The following is a 17,633-nucleotide window of genomic DNA, read 5'->3' as shown; positions in this document are numbered from 1 at the left end:
GGCGATGCTCGATGAGCAACGACATCACTACCGGTAACCGAGCTGCCCGCCGGAATTCGGGTGGTCGACACCGCAAAGTTCAGCGCCAGGCGACGAGCGCGTTGGTTGTCGCCGCAGCCCTGTCAGCCGGGATTGTGTTCGCACCGATGGCGAATGCAGCTCCGACGCAGGGCGGCACGACAGGTGGCGGCACTCAGGGTGGAACGTCGACCCAGGCTCCGCCTCCGGCTCCCGTTCAGACGGTCCCCGAGGCCCCGGCAGAACCGATCTACTGGACGGCACCGCCGGTCCAGCAGCCCACGTACGTACCCAAGCCGGGTTACGACTACGGCAACGGTCAGTCCGTCCCGCAGCAGAACTATGTGCCCCCGATTGATCCTTCGACCTTGCACGCACCGGTGTGGGTCGAACCGGCCCCGATGTACATCGCGCCTCCCAAGACCCTGATGATCGGCGATTTCCACTTCAACCAGCCGAACTGGCTCACCGACGAGGACCTCGAGCGCACCAACAACACCTCCGAGCTGATCCGCTCCGGTGTCTCGACGATCTACCGCTCCGTCGGTGTCGAGCCCTCCCGCGCTGACCGAGTCGCTGCGGGTCAGATCACCGGCACGGTGGCGGGAGCAGGTGCCGGCGCCCTTGCGCTCGGTGTGCCCGGCGCATTGCTCGGCGGAACCATCGGTGGCTTGCAGGGTGCCGCACTCGGCGGTGTGATTCCGCTCCCGATCCCGATCCTGCCGGAGGTCACCACAGGCGTCGCCGGAACCGCGATCGGCGCCGGAATCGGCGGGCTCGTGACGGCCGTGCCCGGCGCGATCGGCGGAGGCGTCATCGGATTCGCTGCAGGCACCGCCTTCGGTGCCGGTGACGACGAAGGCCAGCCGATCGAGGTTCACCTCCCCGACGTCGACCAGCCCGTGATCACCACCTCGACCGAAGACACGCTCTCCAGCTGGGAGCAGTCGGGCCCTGTCGGTCAGGGTGCTGCCGCCGCAGTTCGTGACGTCGTCGAGGTCGCTCCGTCCATCGACCAGCAGGCCCGTGACTGGGCTGCCGAGCAGCCGGGTGGCCAGCAGGTCGTCGAGGCGATCGACAACACCCTCGAAACGTTCTTCGACGGTTCGGCAGGCACCGCTGCACAGCTGATCTCGACCGCATTCGGCCAGGGCGCTGGAGCCCCGGCCGCTGTCTGACCCTGAAAGGTGGGTGTACACCATGAAGCTCAGTAAGAGACCCCAACGGCACCCCGCTGTCGTCGACCTTCTCGGTGGCACGCCCACCACCGCTCGGCCGGGCGGAGCTGCAAACGCAGCTTCGCCCGGCGGCTCGGTGGCCCCGAAGCTCCTGGCCGCGCCCCAGATCGCTCCAGGGGCGGAAAGCCCGCAGGACCCGCGACGGTGGAACAAGAAAGCCGTTATCGGTGGTGTGGCCGGACTCGCGGTCGTGGCAGTGATCGCCGGAACCATGTTGAACGGCGGGGGAGACCAACCCGAGAACACCGCAGCCGCGGCCACCACCACAGAGTCGGAATCGGACACCCTGCCGATCCTGGACCTGCCCGAGACGAGCACCACCCCCACGCCCGCATCTTCCGAGGTCGACGACGAATGCCGCGCTGACCGTGGGGATCAGAACAGCGGAGCGGGCGTGATCGCAGCGTGGAACCACGCCTACTACATCCAGCGCAACGCAGGCGCTGCCCGCGCACTGGCCACACCGAATTCCTCCGTCGTACCGGCCGACCAACTTCAGGGGTTCATCGACTCCGTACCCGTCGGCACCAACTACTGCATGCGCGCCAAGGCCCTGTCCGAAGACGTCTACCTCGTGGATCTGTCCGAGCTACGACCAGAGGGCGCAGAGCGCATCACCCAAACCGTCACCACCAAAAAGATCGACGGCAAGTGGTTCGTCGACGTCTTCAAATGACCGGACTCGCTAAGGAACCCCGAATGTCTCTCTCACACAACACCTTCACCAAGACCGCTGCCGCCGCTGCCGCTCTCACCGCCGCCGTGGTCCTGGTCGCCTGTGGAAGTGACGATTCCCGCGAGGCAGCCTCGGTCAGCACCTCGACCAGCGGCACCATCGTCACCGACACCAGCACCGACCTCGGCAGCATCGTGATCGGTTGGGGCGAGCAACATTCCGACACCGAGATCACCACACCCAAGCCCGAAGACGTCACCGCACGCTGCACCGGACGCGGCGACAACCTGGCCGTCGACATCACAGCGCCCCACGGATGGAAGATCCACGCAAAACACGGATCCCAGACCCTCACCATCGAGAACACCGACCAAAACCTCCCCAGCGCGGACATCGACACCACCAACAAGTTCCTCGACGTCCTCCAGTCCGTCGACTGGACCGAGGCCGACCAGCTCGACATCGCCGCGACCACCGATGCACCTGCCGACTGGAAGGCCACCCACAGCGGACGCGTATATCTCTCAGTCCACGTCGACTGCCGCTGACCAGCAAAAACGACACGTCCCCGCGCCCACTGACCTGACCAACTCAAGCCCTCGCAGGGATCGAACGAAAAACGCCCCCGCTCCGAACATCGGAGCGGGGGCGTTGCACTATAAAAAGCCTGTGACCAGCGAAGATGACACGTCCCCGGCAGGTAATCCCCTAGGTGGGGCAGAACAGGGAACGCGCCGGCCAATTCTCCTGCGGAAGATCCTCAACTCGAAGACGGGCAGAAGCGTCGGGGTCCGTTTCCAATACGGTCACCCGAAAAAAGCGGTTACCAGCATCATTCGCTGCGACGACGGCCCGTTCACCTACGTTGAGATTGCTTGACGTGCAGGAAGTTGCGTCCGTCGTGATCGTGAGCGCGACGAACGAAGAGAAGGTCATTTGATTGGCAAGAAGGAGTGCGCTGTCAAAGAACTCGGCGGACTTTGACACGTTGATGACTTGTTCTTCTGGGGGGAGTGGAGGTCCTGCCGGTGTCGGCAGAGTCGACGTCGGGGTAGTCATCGGCGGCGGCGGCGTCGTTGTCGTCGTAGTCGGCCGCTCGCTCGTCGTCGCGCTGAACGCGGTTGGTTCATCTGAGTCACTGGGATCGTTTATCAAGCCGACGTACACAGCGACGACAACAAAGATGGTTGCCACGGCGATGCTGGGCCACCTGATCAGGGCTTTGCGTTTGAAGAACGCCAACAAGGCTAGGGAGCCCGCCAGGAGCAGAAGAAGTAAGACGGAATAGCCGACGCCCGTGGACGCCGTCATTGTTGCCAGAGCGATTGAGATTGCAATCCACGCGCCAAACGCGCAAATGGCCCACGCGGTTTGATGTCCGCCGAACGACTCGTTCATTCGGTGTCGGTGTCTTTCGGGCGTCGACGAGTCTTACGCAGATCGGTACGCGCGCCGCGACCTGGCCGGTTCTCGGCCCACTTCTCGATTTCGGTGCGCTTCCACAACGGTGTGTTGCCGATCTTCTCCACGGGTTTCGGTGCGTGGCCACGGGCGACGTAGGAGTGGAACGTCATGGGTTTGATCTCGTCGCCGGTGAGTTCTTTGAGTAGGTGAACGGACTGTTGGGCAGTGAGGCGGTTCGGGTTTGCCATGTTCTCGCCTTTCGGTTCTCGGGGGCACTGCCGTCGTCGGTGTGCCAGTTCTCTGATGTCAGAGACTTTACATACCTGCATTGCTTTGTAGAAACCTTTAGCGGGATCGCCCGGCAGCTTGCGAAGTTACAACAATGCAAATGTGTATTGTAATGTTGCGTTCGGAAGTTCCGTTACTGGAAAGGGAATCGAATTTTGATGTTCTTCGCTCTCGCTGCACTCGCGGTACTCCTCGTCTGGAAGATCGGCGCACCGGTTGCCCGTTTCGGTGGCGCACTCATGGTGGTCAGCTCGTTGGTGTTCATCGTCGCCGGAGATCTGATCGGACCCCGGTTGGTCGTGCTCGTCGCCGGTGTCGCGCTCTGGCTGGCCGGTCACTTCCTTGCCGCCTACAAGGGGCGATGCTGGCGTTCACGCCTGGCGGAGAACCTCGTCGTCCATACCCCGCTGTGGTACATCGACCCGGTCAACGGCCGGGAGTGCCGCCAGAATCGACGTGAGGCCTGCAACGAGGCCGCTGAGCCGGAACGCGAGCCCAGCAGGGAGGCGCGGCGACCTCGGGTCGACCACTTCGCCGAGTGGGAACGTGAACTGGACTCCGACTCTGCCCCCGCTCCGGTCCAGTCTCGACGCTCGGCAAACAGGCCCAGGGCACGCGCGCGATCTGCACGGCCCTCGCGCGGTGTCGTCTACGGCAAGCGCGCCGCCATGCTCGCGGCCACTGTCGCCACCCGCACCGTCCCAGGTGCTCGGATCGCCCGCTCGGCGCTGCGGTTCCTGCGCTGACTCCAGGGCCACCTCTGCCCAATCTCTGACCGAAAGGACGGACCGCGTATGTCCGTATTGACCATCACCCACACTCCCGAAGAAGGCACGCTGATCGACGGCACCGCGAAAGGCGACGGCACCGGTGTCGTGTTGAAGGCCCAGCGTTGGCGTTGGTCCCGAAACATCGGCTTCTGGTACATCCCGCAGTCTCGCGACCGTGCACCCAAGCTCGCCCAGATCCGCGCCACCGCCACCGCGCTGCGCGCTGCCGGGTTCACCGTCGAGCTCGACATCGACGCCAGCTACCGGACCACTTCGGAGGTCGAGGCCGACAAGATTGCCCGTCAGGTCGACCGTGTCGTCGCTCTCGACGCCAAAGCCGATGGCAAAGCCGGTGTCGCCGAAACTGCATGGAACGCCGAGCGGGCCGCGTACCGGGCGCTCCCTGAGGGCGGGGAGCCGATCAAGATCGGGCACCACAGCGAGCGGCGACACCGCAACGCGATCGAGAAGGCGTGGAACAAGTTTGGGAAGGCGGTCGAAGCGGAGCGCGAGGCCACCGCAGCTCGTGGCCGTGCCGACGCTGCCTCCACGACCACCGACGCCCGCTACGGGCCGATCACGGTCGCGCGCAGGATCGAGCGGCTGGTCGCTGACATGGCCAAGCTCGAGCGCAGCCGCGACGGCTACACCAGGACGCTGTTCACCAACCAGCAGACCGGGCAGAAGCAGGTCGAGACCCACGGGGCCGCTACCGGTGCCTATCGCGAACAGTTGCTCGTCGAGATCGACCACCTGGCCGATGAGATCACCTATTGGAAGGCGGTCCGCGAGCAGCAGTTCGCCGACGGGAAGGTCACTCCGTACAGCCGGGAAGTTGCCGTCAAGGGTGACCACGTACGCCACGGAGGTAGTTGGTACGAGGTGGTCAGAGTCAATGCGAAGTCGGTCAGCGTCATGTCCCGCGTGGGCGGAGACTGGACCGATAGGTTGGCGTACAACGCGATTCGCGGTCTGCGCACCAGCAAGAGTGAGCCCGTCGCTGTCGTCGACGGGCAGCGTGTCGTCGAATCAGGTGCCGCCTGACTGGTCCTTCCGAGTTGGAAAAACCTACCCTGAACTGCGTAGATGACACGTCCCTTGCAGTAGCCGGCCCCCACTGAGCAGTGATGTCGAGCATCGAGGCAAGCCCTCGGTGCTCGACATTTGTCGAAATCATCTGATCGAGGAGCAACAACATGGCTAAAACAACTGTCGCAGAATTGATTACCACCATGATCACCGGCGAAACGATCCGGAAGAACGTCGTCGAAGTTGTCGACTTCACGATCGACGATGAGCGCAGAATGCGCCTCGACGTGATCCTCGAAGGCGGGCGGCGGATGAGCGATGTCGATGCACTCGATGTCTTCCCCCGCGTCGCGGCACCTGTCGGCGTCGCAGCCTGAGCCTGACTCGACGTATCCGAACCATCCACTCGCACACAGGAGGCCGCCCATGACCGGAACTGCACTCGACACGCGGACAGGATTCACCACCGTCGTCGACGGTGTCGACGCGCTCGTCGTCGGCTACGTCTACAGCTCGCCCGGGCACCCGCGCCCGGGTAGTTTGATTCAGCCGTTCGCCGGTGCGGACGTTGCGGCGGGGGAAACGAGCGCAGCACCGCTCTACGCCCTCGTCTCGGTGGTCTGGGCAACCCCGGTGACCATGATCGAGAGCGACGGAACCGCCGTGACCAGGAACGTCAAGGGATGGATCGGCACCCCGCAGGGCATCACCTGGTACCTGTATCCCGCCGTCCATAACCCGGGGCTCGGACTCTGCACCCTCGAATCCGATCGCAGCTACTCGGCCAGTGCCGCCGAGGCCGACCTTCCTGTGCCTGTGCAGGACGCCGTGCGCGAATGGGGCTTCGGCGGTATCGGAGGCGTTCCCGCTCGGGTCCAGGTCCACAACTTCCCCCGGTAGACCACCCGGTGGAGTTTGAGAGCTGAATTGAGCGAAGCTGGCCCGTCCTGTCGTCCGTTACCCGAAAGGAACTGCATGTTCACCCTCACCCATGCCGCCAAGCGGGCCGTGCTCGTGGCAGCGGTGACCGGCGTTGCTGCTCTTCTCGCAACGCCCGTCGCCGCGAGTGCCGCCACGATTAATTCCGGCGTACTCGCCCGTGTACCTGCCGAATTCACGCCGTGGATCCACGCCGCTCCCGCCACATGTGCCGCTGCGCAGATCACCCCCGCATTCGTGGCCGCACAGATCGAAGCGGAATCGGACTTCGACTCTGCTGAGATCGGGCAGCTCGGTCAGGCGGGCGCGGCTCAGCTCTTCCCCGTTGTCGCCGCCGAGCTGCGCGATGAGGACGGGAACGGACTCGCGTCACCCTTCGACATCGGCGACGCCGTTCATGCGCTCGTGCGCATCGACTGCCGTCTCGTCGACGAGCTGACCGCCGCAGGGAAGCCGACCGACCCCGAGACCATCGCGGCGGCATACATCGCAGGTGTCAGCGACCACATGGACCTGCCCGCAGTACGCGAGTACGCGCGAAGCGTCCTCGACCGCATCTAACGCGGAACCGAATCAGCAGGGCTCCCCTCATCGGGGAGCCCTGCTGTGCGTTCCGGGCACGCTGGCGCGCCTATCTACGGACGCAGGTCCTCCGCAAAACCGCCGTTCAGAGGATTGCAACATCAAAAGGGTTGTCAATTGACAACCTATCGGTTACGATTGGGTTGTCAATTAAATAGAGAGGTGCGAAGATTGCCACAGAGATTCAGAGGAATCGACCAGGACACGAAGGTGATCCTGAAGGCACTCGAGAAGGCCGGATTCGAGATCCGCGCCACGAAAGCGGGTCACCCGATGGTCTACAAAGACGGTCAGATGATCACGACGTTCTCGAAGACGGCTAGCGACCGTCGGGCCGTGAAGAACGCACTGGCGCAGATCAAGCGCCAGACCGGGTTCCAGTGGCCGCCACGCTAGTGGGTGCATGAGAAAGGGTCGGGGATGTAGAAGGCATCCCCGACCCGGACTCATTCAATCAAACCTCGCACCGCAACAGGAAGGATCAAGACCAGTGACCGCACAGCCGTACAACGTCGTCGCCGAACTCGACGTACCGTTTGACGAGGAAACCGTCGAGCAGTTGATCGACCCCATTGTCGACTACGGCGGTGCAGTGGGGCGTTCTGAACTCGGCCGCACCGAAGTAGTTTTCACGCTGCCCGCCGACTCTGTCCGCCAGGCCAACTCGACCGCGTTGGCGATCCTCAAGCAGTACCCGTCGACGCTGTTGTCGCTGCGCGTACTGACCGCCGCCGACTTCGACCGGCTCACTGAAGCGGCCGAGCTGCCTCCGCTCGTGTCCGTCAGCGAGGCTGCAGAAGAGTTGGGCGTAAGTCGTCAGAGCATCTTGAAATCCATCAAGTCGGCCAAGCTCCCGGCTACCCGCGTGGGCGACACCTGGGCTGTTCGGAAGTCGGTCGTGCAGGCGCGAGCACGCGATAACGCCAAGAGCGCATAGGGGTCGAATGCGAGAAGCTCGGCCTGCGTCATTCAATGACGGCTGGACCGGGCTTTCTGAGTCAAAAATGCCTTGACCTGCGCAGACGACATGTCCCTGGTGTCGGAATTGTCTCCGCGCCGAAAGCGCCGGCGCTTTCTCGGCTTCCGTCTGATCCAGGAACAACTTTCGGGTTGACACTTTGCAAAAGTATTTTGTATAGTTGTGTCACACCAACGGAGGGAGAAGGACATGGAAAACACCATCGAAGCAGCTCGGGCGCGTTACTTCACGGCCGTCACGGAGGGTGATCACGACGAGTTCGTGTCCGCCAAGGTCGCGCTGGTGGAACTCTCCACCGGCCGCAAGTTGGGTGCGGAGGAAATTGCCTACATCTAGGCGAAAGCGCAAGGGCCTCACCGAAAGCGGTGGGGCCCTTTGCTGTTCTGCCCGCTGGGGGTGCACCTGAATCGCTCCCGTTTCGGCGTGTCTCGCGGGTTGAACTATGCAATGGTCATATGTAACGTTAGCAATGTTGAAACGACGAAAGGAATCATCCATGACAGTCGCCGAGCAGGCATTCGTGCATCCCTCCGAGCAGGCCGAAGCGCGCGGAACTCACTACATCGAAGAGGGCGTCCGGGTCTACCTGATGCGCGACCTCAGTGGCACCGACACGTGGGTCGTCGACCCGTCATCCTTCGGCGAGTCGTTGTGCTCGGATTACGAGGATCTGGAGAACGGCAACTGCCTTTGTGGCAAGCCCGACGAATGCGAAGCGATCAAGGGTCGTATGGCGATGGTCGATCTCCCGGACGGTGAAGAGCTGATGCACATGCTCGCGGATTCGCTCGGCTACACGGTCACCAAGAGCTGATCCGCACACGTCGGGGCCGTCACCTGGACGGCCCCGACGTGCTTGCCCACTCACCCTCGATCGAAGGAAGACCAATGACCAAGACATTCGCTGCCCAGATCGCAGAAATCCGCACCGCCGCCCAGCTCGCGCGTACGTCAACGCCGACAGCGACGATCTGCCGCGCCCGGAGGTCGATGTGACCGACCCGATCGAATCGCGCGCCGTGCGCGCGCTCAGCGTGGTTCCTGCCCTCATTCCGTACGTCGAGGAGGCAGAGTCGGACGACAATTTCGAGTCTGCGATCTCCGACCTCGTCGGCGACCTGCGGCACCTCGCCGACCACCTCGGCGTCGACTGGGATGCAGTCGACCGCCGGGCCGCGAAGTATTACCGCGAAGAGTTGGCGCTCACGACCGACGGTTGCCTTCCTGACGCGAACGACGCCCGCCCGGCTCCCACGCTCGAGTTCGTCGTCGTCCGCGATCCCGACGGAGGGACGGACGTCGATGCGTTTCTCGACGGCGAACCGATCATCGGCGCCGAGTACACGATCGACGCAGGCGCAGGGGCCAATTGGGACGGCTGGAAGAGCATTCGCGACGAGAACCTGGCTGCCGCATCGCCCAACGTCCGAACTGCGCTGATCGCGGCCTACGACGACCCGCCCGGCGGTCAGTACATCGAAGGCCGCGAAAATGAACCCTGGATCTAGTCGAGCCAGTAAAAACAGGCTCTGACCAGGCAAGACGACACGTCCCGACGATTTGCCCACGCGGTGAACTCGACGAAGTGAACAAGTGTGGACCGGCCCGCAGCAACCGGGCCGGTCCACACGGTCATTGTCGGCCATCACCGAAAACGGCACTCGCCCGGCTCCGTCTCCACGTAGTCAGGCCATTTTTATGCCTTGACCAGGCAAGACGACACGTCCCGTGTCGGGGCTTCGCGATCGCAGGCAAGCGGAAGCGTGCCCACCGCTTTAACTTTACAAAAGTGTTGTGTGAAGTCGGACGGGTTGAAACGGTGAACTCGCACCGGAAACACCCGCCGAATCTGGTGGAAGAGAAGGGGTTCAGATGACGAACACGGTGACAGCAGTCAAGATCGACGTGAAAGGGCAGGCGACAATCGTAGAATTGCAGGCGGACGGGCAGGGGGTCGGCAAGGCGTTCCGTGAGGCGCTGGACTGCCGCAACTTCGACGTCGTGCGTTTGGCTCCCGGACTGGATATGTGGATCGACGATGAGGGGCTGTTCACGGACGATCCGGAAGTCAACCGCGTCGCGACCCGCATTGCCAGGTCCTACGGCCTACGCTGGCAGCCTTATGTGGGAACGGTGGTGTTCGCCTCCAGTGGCCAGGAAGGCGAAACTTGGAGCCTCTCGGAGGATCAGGTCGCCGCGCTGGTGAACACCGCCGACTTCGGGGGGTTGCTGGTGCTCGATGCCTCCCGCGACGCCACCAACGGCACGGGGGTGGTTGCGTAATGCGAACCGTGACAATCGAATGGGTGGAGGTATCCACTCATCAGGCAATGGTGAACGTACCCCCGGACTTCGATCCGGAGCGCGCTGACCTTGCCGACGCTCTCGCGGCGCTGGACGGATTCGTCGGCGTCGAACGGAACGAAATCTCGGTGACGGCCCTCGACGCGTTCGATGCCACCGCCGAAACCTTCGCGCCGAGCTGACGCGCAACCCTCCGCAGCACCTCGAGATGGTGACCGGCCCGCAGCAACCGGGCCGGTCCCCATCTCGGGTGTCGGAGCCTAAGCCATCTGACCGGCGGAAACGACACGTCCCGCGTCCGGCGATCCGTCCGCCCCCATTCGCCTGAAGCTCGGGGCGGATCCCGATTTGCCACTATGCAAAAGTCGATTGTATAGTTACGGAGTGTTCGGCGATGAGGACCGCGGAGAACAACCCGCCCTCGCGAAGCCCCAATCATCCTGACGGGCAACCGCATAGCCGAACCAAACCCATCCGATCACCTCCAGGAGGAAATATGAACACCTACGCTGTCGACATTCAGGCCGCTGCCGCAGTGGCCCCCTTCAATGTCGCCGTCACCGCGCCGGAAGGCTTCGATCAGGCCGTGCGCCGCGCGCTCCGCAAGCTGGAAGACAACGGCGCGTACCGCGTTCTCGCGGTCCGCCCCAACCCTTCCGAGTGCGACTCGCACGCGTACGAGGTCGAGGTTCAGGCCACGGCGGGAGTCGAGTTCAAGGACGACGTCTTCACCGTAACCGTCGCCGCGCCCGAAGGATTCGACCAGGCCGAACGCCGCGCGATCCGTAGGGCCGTGCTGCGTGCCGGTGAATGGAATGCAGCGAACGCCGGTGGGAACTTGCCGCACCGTTCGGAGAGCAAGAGCGACTACCGGGTTGTGTCGATCGGTTTGACTGTCTGATCGAAATGGTCCGGCCCGCAGCAACCGGGCCGGACCTTTCCAGTTTGTGTGGTCCTGAAAGGCCCCTCACCGTCCGGTGAGGGGCCTTCTCGGGTTTCTGTGGGGGTTTCCCGTCCGGTTATTGGTGGTGGATGAGGTCTGGGAGGGTCTGGGCCATTCGACGCAATGAACGGCATGCGTGGTTGCTCGGCTTATGGTGCTTGGGTGATGACATGCGGGGGAGGGGCGCGGGGGCGTCGGTGGGTGCTGCTCGGTGTGGGCTTGGTGTTGGTGATGGGGGCGTTCGGTGCTTTCGCGTTCATGGGGGCGGGGCGGTCTTCGTATGAGTTGTGTGCTGCCGATTCCGCTGTGGCGTTGGAGAGTGCGTCGAGGGTGTGGCTGCCGGTTGTCGGATCCACGTGTACGTATGCGCCGTCCGACGACGTGCGCGAGGGGCGGGTGGTGTTTGACGGTGCGGCGTCGGCGTTCGCTGTCATCGGGCGGGTGCTGATCGGTGCGGCGCTTTATTCGAGGCGGCGACAACCACCGCCTGAACCCGAGTGGTCGATGCCGGTTGATCGGGGGTAGTGGCGTGTTCTCCTGGCGTGTGGCCTGGTGGGGGCTTCGTGTCGTTTTGGGGGGGTGGTGTGTGTTCTGACGTTGGTTACCTGCGCTTTCGTGCTGTTCTCTGATCGGTTTGGGCTGTCGTGGCTGCCGTGGGTGGAGACCGTTGTGATTGTGGAGTTGATGGCGGTGTTGGCGTGTGGGGAGCGGCGGGCTTCGCGTTCACGTTGAGGGTGGTGTCCTCGGTGTGTGCTGGCGTGCGTGTTTTGTGGCGTTGACCTGCGGTGACGACACGTCCCCGGGGTGGGTGTTGGGAGGTGTGTGGGGTGCCGGCCCCTATTCTCGAACGGACAGGCGGTGAGTGTGGCGCCTCACGCGAAGTGGGCACTATTCAGATCGTCCGGACGGAGTAGTATCATGGGTGATACCGTCAGCGCGTGTCGAAAGATTTGAAGCTGATAGCGAGAATGCGAGATTCTCCACAGAACGTGACCTACAAGGAGCTACTCAACTTCTGCCGGAAGCATTTCGGTCCACCTCGAACCTCCGGGAGTAGCCACGCAGTCTTCTCGATGCCGTGGTCAGGTGACCCGCGCGTGAACATCCAGGACAAAAAGGGAAAAGCGAAGCCGTACCAGGTCGACCAAGTGGTAGCCGCGTACGACAAACTGACGAAGGAGGAAGACAATGGCTGACGCCGCGCACTACACATACCGCGTCGTGTGGTCCGAAGAAGACGACGAGTTCGTCGGAACCGTCGCCGAATTCCCCTCGCTGTCGTGGCTCGAAGAAGACCAGGCTGCTGCCCTGTCCGGGATCACGAACCTTGTCGAGGAGGTCCTCGAGGACATGGACAAGTCCGGAGAAACACCGCCTATCCCGCTGTCCGAACGCAACTTCAGTGGAAAGTTCGTGGTCCGCACCTCTCCTTCCGTGCATCGCCGACTGGCGGTAGAAGCGCATGAGCAGGGCGTTTCCCTGAATATGCTGATCAATCAAAAGCTCAGCAGCTCAGGCGGAGTTCGGCCCGAGTACGACATGTTGCCTGAGTACGACATGTTGAAAGCGTTCGCAAAGTTTTCCGGAAAGTCGTTTTCGACTCTCTCTGTGTCCGATGTGATCAGGAATGTTCCATTGCCGCTCAATTTCGATATCGTCAAGCCCCTAGCGGACATCAGACCGTTGGCTGATTTCGAAGTGCCGGCCGGGCTCACCCTTGGTTGGTACGTCGACGAGAGCAGCGAGGAAGATTCGGCCAGCTGAACGTTGGATGCGCGCCGCCTAACGCGGTAGCTGCAAACATGTGACCGTAGACCCTGCTCACGGGCTTGCCTCTGTTCCGGCGCTTGTCGCGGTACCGGTCAGGGAAGACGAACGATCTGCGCGCCGATGCGAAGAAGAAACTCAAGAAGGTCAAAGCCGACGACGTCATGAAGCGCGCCGGCGCTCTGCGCCCCGACGGCACCCCGAAAAAAGGCTACAATCCGCGTCAAAGGCGGAGTCTCGGTGCGCAACGGGTCGGAAGAGGGCTACGACTACCGCGTCCGCACACTGGACTTCGCGAACTCCGATGTCCCGTTCACCGCGGAAGAGTCACGCGAACTCGCCGCCGCCCTCGCCAACGACGATCACGCACGCGTCGTCGCACTGCTGGAGCGTCACGCGACGTTGGACTACCCCGAGAACAAGGGATTCGACCAGTACAGCGATGAATTCGGGTTCCACTTCGACTCGATCGAATCCGTCCACATCGACTGGAACTAGAGATTCTCGAATAGGGCCGGTGGGCGTGCAGAAGATTGGTTCGGGCGCGAAGGTCGGTCACCCATCTCAAGCGGACGATACGGTTGCCAGATGAGTAGACAACTCCCGGAGATCTCTGAATACGGTGGAACGGTATGGCGGACGGACTTCAGCGACGACCGAGCGTGGGATCTGCTCAAGTCGAAATGCTCAGCGGAGTCAGAAGAAGGGTTCTTCGCCGACCTGAACTACGTCAGCGATCCAGAACTGGCAGGACTTACTGTCCCGGAGCTGGTCGAACTAGCTACTGAAATGCCCCCGTATTTCATATTTTTAGCCGACGACGTGACTTTCTCTCACGCTGACAGCCCGCTGCTGGCTGTCGATCTTTCGGATGAGCCAGGCCGTACGGTCCGTGTCGTGCCTTCGCAGATGGCGGCAATCGAAAACAATCTGTCATTGGCAAACATGGATTTCGCTGAGTTTGCAGACACCGCAGATGAGCAGGACGACAAGATATTTCGAGGCTTCTAGCCGTAGCAGGGTACGGCTAAAAGTTTCTTTTTCCGGCGTGGGTTTGCCGTTCATAACGCACTCCGAATAGGTAGAGAACTAATGCCACGACCAGGCCGGTAGCTATTCCTGTCAGTGTGGAAGTCAGGTAGGGGGCAGGTACGTCAAAGTGGATTGCCAGCCGAGTGGGGGCCTCTGGGTCGCCGCCAATCGGTCCGGCAGTGACGATCATGGCCGGCAGTCGAGGTGGATGCAGTGCACCGATCCAGGCCGTGGCGGCGCCGACCAACCCGCCAATCAGCCCAAGGAACGTGAAAAGAGGGACAGGGCTGGACCGCGAGTGGCGCGCGAAACGCCATGCGAAACGCGCCATCACGAACTGAACTACAAGCGCGATCAGCAGTCCCAGTGCGGGAAACACCAGAGCGAAGGGAAACCACTCAGGATCCGGCTGATAGATGAACCCGTCGTACGAAATGATCGCGCCGGTCTCCCCGTTTGGCCCCACCGGCGCGAGCCCAGCGATTTTGGGATCTTCGGGCGTACCCAGCGGTGTCGCGTATCGCCAGGCGAGGATTCCGGCTGCGCCGAGTCCTATCCCCAGGATTCCAGGGACAACCCCCGCGACGGATCGCCGGTTTCGGTACTGGTCAGGGAGACTGGACACGTTGTCCACGACCTTTCGCTGGTGACGGTATTTTGGTGGTTATGACACAAACCTGGGGAGTCATCAAGGTCGAACAAGGGAAGTTTGTGCTGTCTGAGGCCGGCACCCGCGACCTGACAGGAAGCGCCTCAGGTCAACTGTTCGATGTGGGTGACGGGTTCATAGTGATCAAAACCGGCATCGAAAGCGGTCCGATTGTTCTCACTCTCGAAATTTCGGAATCTCGACCCGAGATATCTGAAGATGACCTTTGGGAAGTGATAAGTGAGGCTCCCCTCGAATTCAAGGAGCCCATATCCCTGTCGGCCCCAGGTAACGGGGACGCTGAAGGATTCGGCGATCTCAAAAACTTGGAACCGGGAACCTTTACCGTGCGGGTTCACGCACTGGGGCGTGCCCTTCGGGCCGGTCAGAACGTATCCGAACCCAGCGAACGATACCTTCTTCAGATATGGCCCAGTAGAGATGATGATTCATCTAACGGCGATGTCAAGAATGTAGAGGACACAAAAACTGACCGAGGCGACGGGGGAGCCGACCCGTTCGGGAAGCTGGCGGAGGATGCGACTATCGACCTCTACGGTCCGACGATCAGTAAGGGGTATTGACGTCGCGTCCTGCTTGTCTGGTCGTGAGGTGCAATGCTTGTGGGGGCGAGAAACTCGCCCCCACAAGCATCTATTTCACATCAGCTATCTCACATTGACCCAGAAGGCATCCCCATCCATGATTCGCTGTTTCGCATAGAACCACCCGGCCAACGATCCGGCTCGGCTGTTCTGTTCCTTCGGAATCATGCAGACGCTGTAACCAGGCCAACCACGCGCCGTTGTTCCCACCACCTTGATCCCGCAACCTGGGTAGGTACGGCCCGAGTTCGGTTGTGACGCTGCGGAAGCGCCTCCCTCACCGGTGCTGGCGAACGGGTACTCGTCACACGAGGTGCCGGCGGGGCGGCCACCGGTTATCTTGCCGCAGGTAGCGGCTCGGTTCGCTTTGATCGTCGGTTGAGACGTCGTGCGGTGGAGCGCTCCCGCATTGTTTCCCTTATAACCAGGCAATGCGGTGTCCTGCGCTTGACGTACGTGATTGTTGTACGACGAGAGACTCGAATCGCCTGCGTAGTTGAGGGTTGGTGCAAGTTGGTAGAACGAGCAGCCTTGCGTGTTCCTCAGCCCAACTGCTGCATCGCAGCGAATCTTCGGAGGCGATCCGGTGATTCCGCCGCCATCAGTGAACTTGGGGGCGGTGGACTTGAAGCTCCAATTGTCCGTTCCGGTGACGTAACTTCCGCCTGGTGCGATCATTCCCTTGCGATCGAGTGTCGTGAATCCGACCTGCATTGTTGAAGCAGGCATCGGGCCGATCTGATCGTATCCACCGTCGGAGTAGCACACGCATGAGTGCTTCCAGGTGATCTGCGTGGCTTCAAGAGCTGCTGCATACTGCACGTTTGTTGGTTCGATGGATTGCACGCGAACAGAGATGACTTCATCCCATGCGGTGTTGTTCCACGCCAGCTGAATGCGGCGCTTCTCTTCGATGCGAATCGTGCCGGCCATCGTGAAGGTTTGGCGATCGAGGAAAACGAGCGGGAGAACTCGAATTCGGCACTGGAACATGCGATCGCCCATCCAGTCGTTGTACCGGAAATCGGTGCCACCAAATTGGCAGAACGCGGGGTTCTTCGGCTCGGTCGGTACCAGTGCCCGCTTAGGGGCGCCGCGCCGATCGCCGAGGAAGTTATCTGCCCCACCCTGTGTGGGAGTTGCAGTGGTCGACGTGCTCGCATCGCCACACAGAAGCGGTTCCTCAGTTTCCTCATCGTTCGGTGACGAGGCTGTTGTGGTTGTCGCACAAGCAGTTTCAGGATCGGTGGTCGTTGTGGGCGCTGACGTGGTGGTCTGGCCAGGCCCTGTAGTCGACGGTGTTTGCGTCGACGGTGTCGTGGTCTCTGCGGGTGTGGATTCCGTGGACGGAGTGGCAGAAGGTGACTGCGTAGCGCTCGGTGTTGTCGACTCCGTCGTAGGCATGATCATCGCTTCGGGATGTGTTTCCGCGAAATTGTCGTACCTGTCGATGCACATAATGCCGGATCCAGCTGGTGCATCCGGTTCCGGGACGCCCGGCAGTTCATCGCAGAAAGACGTTCCTTCGTCTGCCTCCAGATCGTTGGCGGCAAATGCTTGCCTGTCATCGCCTTCAGTGGAGCGGAAAAGACCTGCGGGAGGGCTGATTTGCGGTCCCCCCAGCGCGATGGTGGCGTCTTCCGCACATCCACTACCGCAGGTCGGGACGTAATTGGTGTCGTCACCTTCCCAATCCACGGGGAAGCCTTCCGGCTGCCACTCCATGTACTGCCCGTTTTCGAAGAGTTGGCGCTTACCGGCACCCCAATCCTCTTCGTTGCCGATCGGGAATCCGTATTGGCTCTGCTCGTAACCTTCCGCAGCCCAGTTTTCGAGGATGATTCCCCAAACAGGATGAGCGCCAGTGGAGGGGGACCAGTAAATGACGCCGCCCTCGAACCGGTTGAGTTTTCCCTGGCGAGTTACGTCAGTTTCTCGTTCGGTGGGGTACTTCAGCGGTCCGACTTCGTAGTCCGTTGCTGCCCACGCGTCGAAGATCGCGCCTCCGATTTGCCGGCCCCGGTTCGGGTCGATGCGCGCATGCCAATAGATGTTGTTGTTGCCCTGGAACTTTTGAAATTTTCCGCCGCCGCGGTCGTCGGTTTCGTCGCTTTCTGCGTTTCCGGCGGGCCTCCCGATAGCAATCAAAGCGTTGTATTCGTTGAGGATCGAACCTCCGACGTTGTGGCCGTTACTGATGATGTCCGCCGAAGCAGGTCCTGCGGAGAAGGCCGACATTAGGCCCACCATCAGAGCGACAGCGATCGGGAAGGTCAGTAACTTCAGGGAACGTTGGGTGAGCCGTCTGTATCGTCTTGGTCTCAATTGCCCTCCGACACTTAGAGGTAACGCTAGGTTGCGTCACAACTCACAGCAGCCTCACACCAAACCCTCAGGTTTGTTTCAGGAT

23 protein-coding genes and 2 pseudogenes are annotated in these 17,633 nt (G+C 61.8%); 20 read left to right on the top strand and 5 right to left on the bottom strand.

Annotated elements, in window-relative coordinates; genetic code table 11:
- Positions 1-11 precede the first annotated feature (11 nt).
- Genes EEB12_RS28615 through EEB12_RS28605 form a run of 3 tightly spaced genes read left to right on the top strand, consistent with a single transcriptional unit; the run spans position 12 to position 2,480 of the window.
- Positions 12-1,196, top strand: a complete 1,185-nt coding sequence (locus EEB12_RS28615; protein ID WP_058037162.1) for a hypothetical protein — start codon at positions 12-14, stop codon at positions 1,194-1,196.
- Positions 1,197-1,218: 22 nt separating this feature from the next.
- The gene (locus tag EEB12_RS28610; RefSeq protein ID WP_141488996.1) at positions 1,219-1,932 is read left to right on the top strand and encodes a hypothetical protein; all 714 of its coding nucleotides are present in this window, start codon (positions 1,219-1,221) and stop codon (positions 1,930-1,932) included.
- A 23-nt stretch (positions 1,933-1,955) separates the two neighbouring features.
- Complete coding sequence (locus EEB12_RS28605; RefSeq protein ID WP_141488995.1) at positions 1,956-2,480, top strand: hypothetical protein; 525 nt, start codon at positions 1,956-1,958, stop codon at positions 2,478-2,480.
- Between the two features lie 160 nt (positions 2,481-2,640).
- Here EEB12_RS28605 and EEB12_RS28600 read toward each other — a convergent pair whose 3' ends face one another.
- On the bottom strand, positions 2,641-3,330 hold the full coding sequence (locus EEB12_RS28600) for a hypothetical protein (protein ID WP_141488994.1): 690 nt from the start codon (positions 3,328-3,330) through the stop codon (positions 2,641-2,643).
- A complete protein-coding gene (locus tag EEB12_RS28595) occupies positions 3,327-3,584 on the bottom strand; it encodes a helix-turn-helix transcriptional regulator (RefSeq protein ID WP_141488993.1) in 258 nt (85 codons plus the stop codon). Before EEB12_RS28595 ends, EEB12_RS28600 begins: the two co-directional genes overlap by 4 nt.
- A 198-nt stretch (positions 3,585-3,782) precedes the next feature.
- Between EEB12_RS28595 and EEB12_RS28590 the strand changes: the two genes are divergently transcribed.
- The 13 genes from EEB12_RS28590 to EEB12_RS28535 all read left to right on the top strand — a co-directional run bounded on the left by EEB12_RS28590 (position 3,783) and on the right by EEB12_RS28535 (position 11,128).
- On the top strand, positions 3,783-4,370 hold the full coding sequence (locus EEB12_RS28590; RefSeq protein WP_141488992.1) for a hypothetical protein: 588 nt from the start codon (positions 3,783-3,785) through the stop codon (positions 4,368-4,370).
- A 48-nt stretch (positions 4,371-4,418) separates the two neighbouring features.
- A complete protein-coding gene (locus EEB12_RS28585) occupies positions 4,419-5,438 on the top strand; it encodes a DUF3560 domain-containing protein (RefSeq protein WP_141488991.1) in 1,020 nt (339 codons plus the stop codon).
- A 152-nt stretch (positions 5,439-5,590) separates the two neighbouring features.
- Positions 5,591-5,800, top strand: a complete 210-nt coding sequence (locus EEB12_RS28580) for a hypothetical protein (RefSeq protein WP_141488990.1) — start codon at positions 5,591-5,593, stop codon at positions 5,798-5,800.
- A 49-nt stretch (positions 5,801-5,849) separates the two neighbouring features.
- A complete protein-coding gene (locus tag EEB12_RS28575; RefSeq protein WP_141488989.1) occupies positions 5,850-6,323 on the top strand; it encodes a hypothetical protein in 474 nt (157 codons plus the stop codon).
- 75 nt (positions 6,324-6,398) lie between these two features.
- A complete protein-coding gene (locus EEB12_RS28570; protein ID WP_141488988.1) occupies positions 6,399-6,923 on the top strand; it encodes a lytic transglycosylase domain-containing protein in 525 nt (174 codons plus the stop codon).
- Between the two features lie 231 nt (positions 6,924-7,154).
- Complete coding sequence (locus tag EEB12_RS28565; protein WP_076949232.1) at positions 7,155-7,340, top strand: hypothetical protein; 186 nt, start codon at positions 7,155-7,157, stop codon at positions 7,338-7,340.
- A 94-nt stretch (positions 7,341-7,434) separates the two neighbouring features.
- Positions 7,435-7,881 (top strand): helix-turn-helix domain-containing protein, encoded by a 447-nt coding sequence (locus tag EEB12_RS28560; protein ID WP_258537437.1) that lies wholly within the window; start codon positions 7,435-7,437, stop codon positions 7,879-7,881.
- A 231-nt stretch (positions 7,882-8,112) separates the two neighbouring features.
- A complete protein-coding gene (locus tag EEB12_RS30635) occupies positions 8,113-8,259 on the top strand; it encodes a hypothetical protein (protein WP_181447589.1) in 147 nt (48 codons plus the stop codon).
- 160 nt (positions 8,260-8,419) lie between these two features.
- On the top strand, positions 8,420-8,737 hold the full coding sequence (locus EEB12_RS28555) for a hypothetical protein (protein ID WP_141488986.1): 318 nt from the start codon (positions 8,420-8,422) through the stop codon (positions 8,735-8,737).
- 178 nt (positions 8,738-8,915) lie between these two features.
- Positions 8,916-9,431 carry a hypothetical protein gene (locus tag EEB12_RS30960; protein ID WP_258537436.1) on the top strand — a complete coding sequence of 172 codons (516 nt, stop codon included), beginning with the start codon at positions 8,916-8,918 and terminating at the stop codon, positions 9,429-9,431.
- Positions 9,432-9,795: 364 nt separating this feature from the next.
- Positions 9,796-10,206 carry a DUF3846 domain-containing protein gene (locus EEB12_RS28545; protein WP_141488985.1) on the top strand — a complete coding sequence of 137 codons (411 nt, stop codon included), beginning with the start codon at positions 9,796-9,798 and terminating at the stop codon, positions 10,204-10,206.
- The gene (locus tag EEB12_RS28540; RefSeq protein ID WP_141488984.1) at positions 10,206-10,409 is read left to right on the top strand and encodes a hypothetical protein; all 204 of its coding nucleotides are present in this window, start codon (positions 10,206-10,208) and stop codon (positions 10,407-10,409) included. The genes EEB12_RS28545 and EEB12_RS28540 overlap by 1 nt, the downstream gene beginning before the upstream one ends.
- Before the next feature lie 314 nt (positions 10,410-10,723).
- The gene (locus EEB12_RS28535; RefSeq protein ID WP_141488983.1) at positions 10,724-11,128 is read left to right on the top strand and encodes a hypothetical protein; all 405 of its coding nucleotides are present in this window, start codon (positions 10,724-10,726) and stop codon (positions 11,126-11,128) included.
- Between the two features lie 191 nt (positions 11,129-11,319).
- Here the strand turns inward: EEB12_RS28535 and EEB12_RS28530 are convergent, their stop codons facing one another.
- Positions 11,320-11,604 (bottom strand): hypothetical protein, encoded by a 285-nt coding sequence (locus tag EEB12_RS28530; protein WP_141488982.1) that lies wholly within the window; start codon positions 11,602-11,604, stop codon positions 11,320-11,322.
- 754 nt (positions 11,605-12,358) lie between these two features.
- On the opposite strand from EEB12_RS28530, the pseudogene EEB12_RS30955 reads away from it, so the two are divergent.
- The 3 genes and pseudogenes from EEB12_RS30955 to EEB12_RS28510 all read left to right on the top strand — a co-directional run.
- A pseudogene (locus EEB12_RS30955) lies at positions 12,359-12,691 on the top strand (type II toxin-antitoxin system HicB family antitoxin); the annotation flags it as partial.
- A 326-nt stretch (positions 12,692-13,017) separates the two neighbouring features.
- A pseudogene (locus EEB12_RS28515) lies at positions 13,018-13,435 on the top strand (hypothetical protein); the annotation flags it as partial.
- A gap of 90 nt (positions 13,436-13,525) precedes the next feature.
- Entirely contained in the window at positions 13,526-13,948 is a 423-nt protein-coding gene (locus EEB12_RS28510) for a DUF6924 domain-containing protein (protein WP_141488979.1), read from the top strand.
- Positions 13,949-13,964: 16 nt separating this feature from the next.
- Here the strand turns inward: EEB12_RS28510 and EEB12_RS28505 are convergent, their stop codons facing one another.
- Positions 13,965-14,594: a hypothetical protein gene (locus EEB12_RS28505; RefSeq protein WP_141488978.1), complete on the bottom strand. Its 630-nt coding sequence runs from the start codon at positions 14,592-14,594 to the stop codon at positions 13,965-13,967.
- 41 nt (positions 14,595-14,635) lie between these two features.
- Between EEB12_RS28505 and EEB12_RS28500 the strand changes: the two genes are divergently transcribed.
- On the top strand, positions 14,636-15,202 hold the full coding sequence (locus EEB12_RS28500; RefSeq protein WP_141488977.1) for a hypothetical protein: 567 nt from the start codon (positions 14,636-14,638) through the stop codon (positions 15,200-15,202).
- Between the two features lie 84 nt (positions 15,203-15,286).
- Here the strand turns inward: EEB12_RS28500 and EEB12_RS28495 are convergent, their stop codons facing one another.
- Positions 15,287-17,461 carry a hypothetical protein gene (locus tag EEB12_RS28495; RefSeq protein ID WP_181447654.1) on the bottom strand — a complete coding sequence of 725 codons (2,175 nt, stop codon included), beginning with the start codon at positions 17,459-17,461 and terminating at the stop codon, positions 15,287-15,289.
- Positions 17,462-17,633: the final 172 nt, after the last annotated feature.

Source organism: Rhodococcus sp. WS1, from assembly GCF_003797745.1.
GTDB classification, from domain to species: domain Bacteria; phylum Actinomycetota; class Actinomycetes; order Mycobacteriales; family Mycobacteriaceae; genus Rhodococcus_F; species Rhodococcus_F erythropolis.
Note: the sequence above shows the minus strand (reverse complement) of the source record. Positions and strands in the feature narration are given on the sequence as shown.

Coding starts and splice junctions, on each gene's coding strand:
- EEB12_RS28615 (WP_058037162.1), top strand. CDS start 12: ATGAGCAACGACATCACTACCGGTAACCGAGCTGCCCGCCGGAATTCG.
- EEB12_RS28610 (WP_141488996.1), top strand. CDS start 1,219: ATGAAGCTCAGTAAGAGACCCCAACGGCACCCCGCTGTCGTCGACCTT.
- EEB12_RS28605 (WP_141488995.1), top strand. CDS start 1,956: ATGTCTCTCTCACACAACACCTTCACCAAGACCGCTGCCGCCGCTGCC.
- EEB12_RS28600 (WP_141488994.1), bottom strand. CDS start 3,330: ATGAACGAGTCGTTCGGCGGACATCAAACCGCGTGGGCCATTTGCGCG.
- EEB12_RS28595 (WP_141488993.1), bottom strand. CDS start 3,584: ATGGCAAACCCGAACCGCCTCACTGCCCAACAGTCCGTTCACCTACTC.
- EEB12_RS28590 (WP_141488992.1), top strand. CDS start 3,783: ATGTTCTTCGCTCTCGCTGCACTCGCGGTACTCCTCGTCTGGAAGATC.
- EEB12_RS28585 (WP_141488991.1), top strand. CDS start 4,419: ATGTCCGTATTGACCATCACCCACACTCCCGAAGAAGGCACGCTGATC.
- EEB12_RS28580 (WP_141488990.1), top strand. CDS start 5,591: ATGGCTAAAACAACTGTCGCAGAATTGATTACCACCATGATCACCGGC.
- EEB12_RS28575 (WP_141488989.1), top strand. CDS start 5,850: ATGACCGGAACTGCACTCGACACGCGGACAGGATTCACCACCGTCGTC.
- EEB12_RS28570 (WP_141488988.1), top strand. CDS start 6,399: ATGTTCACCCTCACCCATGCCGCCAAGCGGGCCGTGCTCGTGGCAGCG.
- EEB12_RS30635 (WP_181447589.1), top strand. CDS start 8,113: ATGGAAAACACCATCGAAGCAGCTCGGGCGCGTTACTTCACGGCCGTC.
- EEB12_RS28555 (WP_141488986.1), top strand. CDS start 8,420: ATGACAGTCGCCGAGCAGGCATTCGTGCATCCCTCCGAGCAGGCCGAA.
- EEB12_RS28545 (WP_141488985.1), top strand. CDS start 9,796: ATGACGAACACGGTGACAGCAGTCAAGATCGACGTGAAAGGGCAGGCG.
- EEB12_RS28540 (WP_141488984.1), top strand. CDS start 10,206: ATGCGAACCGTGACAATCGAATGGGTGGAGGTATCCACTCATCAGGCA.
- EEB12_RS28535 (WP_141488983.1), top strand. CDS start 10,724: ATGAACACCTACGCTGTCGACATTCAGGCCGCTGCCGCAGTGGCCCCC.
- EEB12_RS28530 (WP_141488982.1), bottom strand. CDS start 11,604: ATGACAGCGAACGCCGACGCCGCACCGTCAAACACCACCCGCCCCTCG.
- EEB12_RS28510 (WP_141488979.1), top strand. CDS start 13,526: ATGAGTAGACAACTCCCGGAGATCTCTGAATACGGTGGAACGGTATGG.
- EEB12_RS28500 (WP_141488977.1), top strand. CDS start 14,636: ATGACACAAACCTGGGGAGTCATCAAGGTCGAACAAGGGAAGTTTGTG.
- EEB12_RS28495 (WP_181447654.1), bottom strand. CDS start 17,461: ATGTCGGCCTTCTCCGCAGGACCTGCTTCGGCGGACATCATCAGTAAC.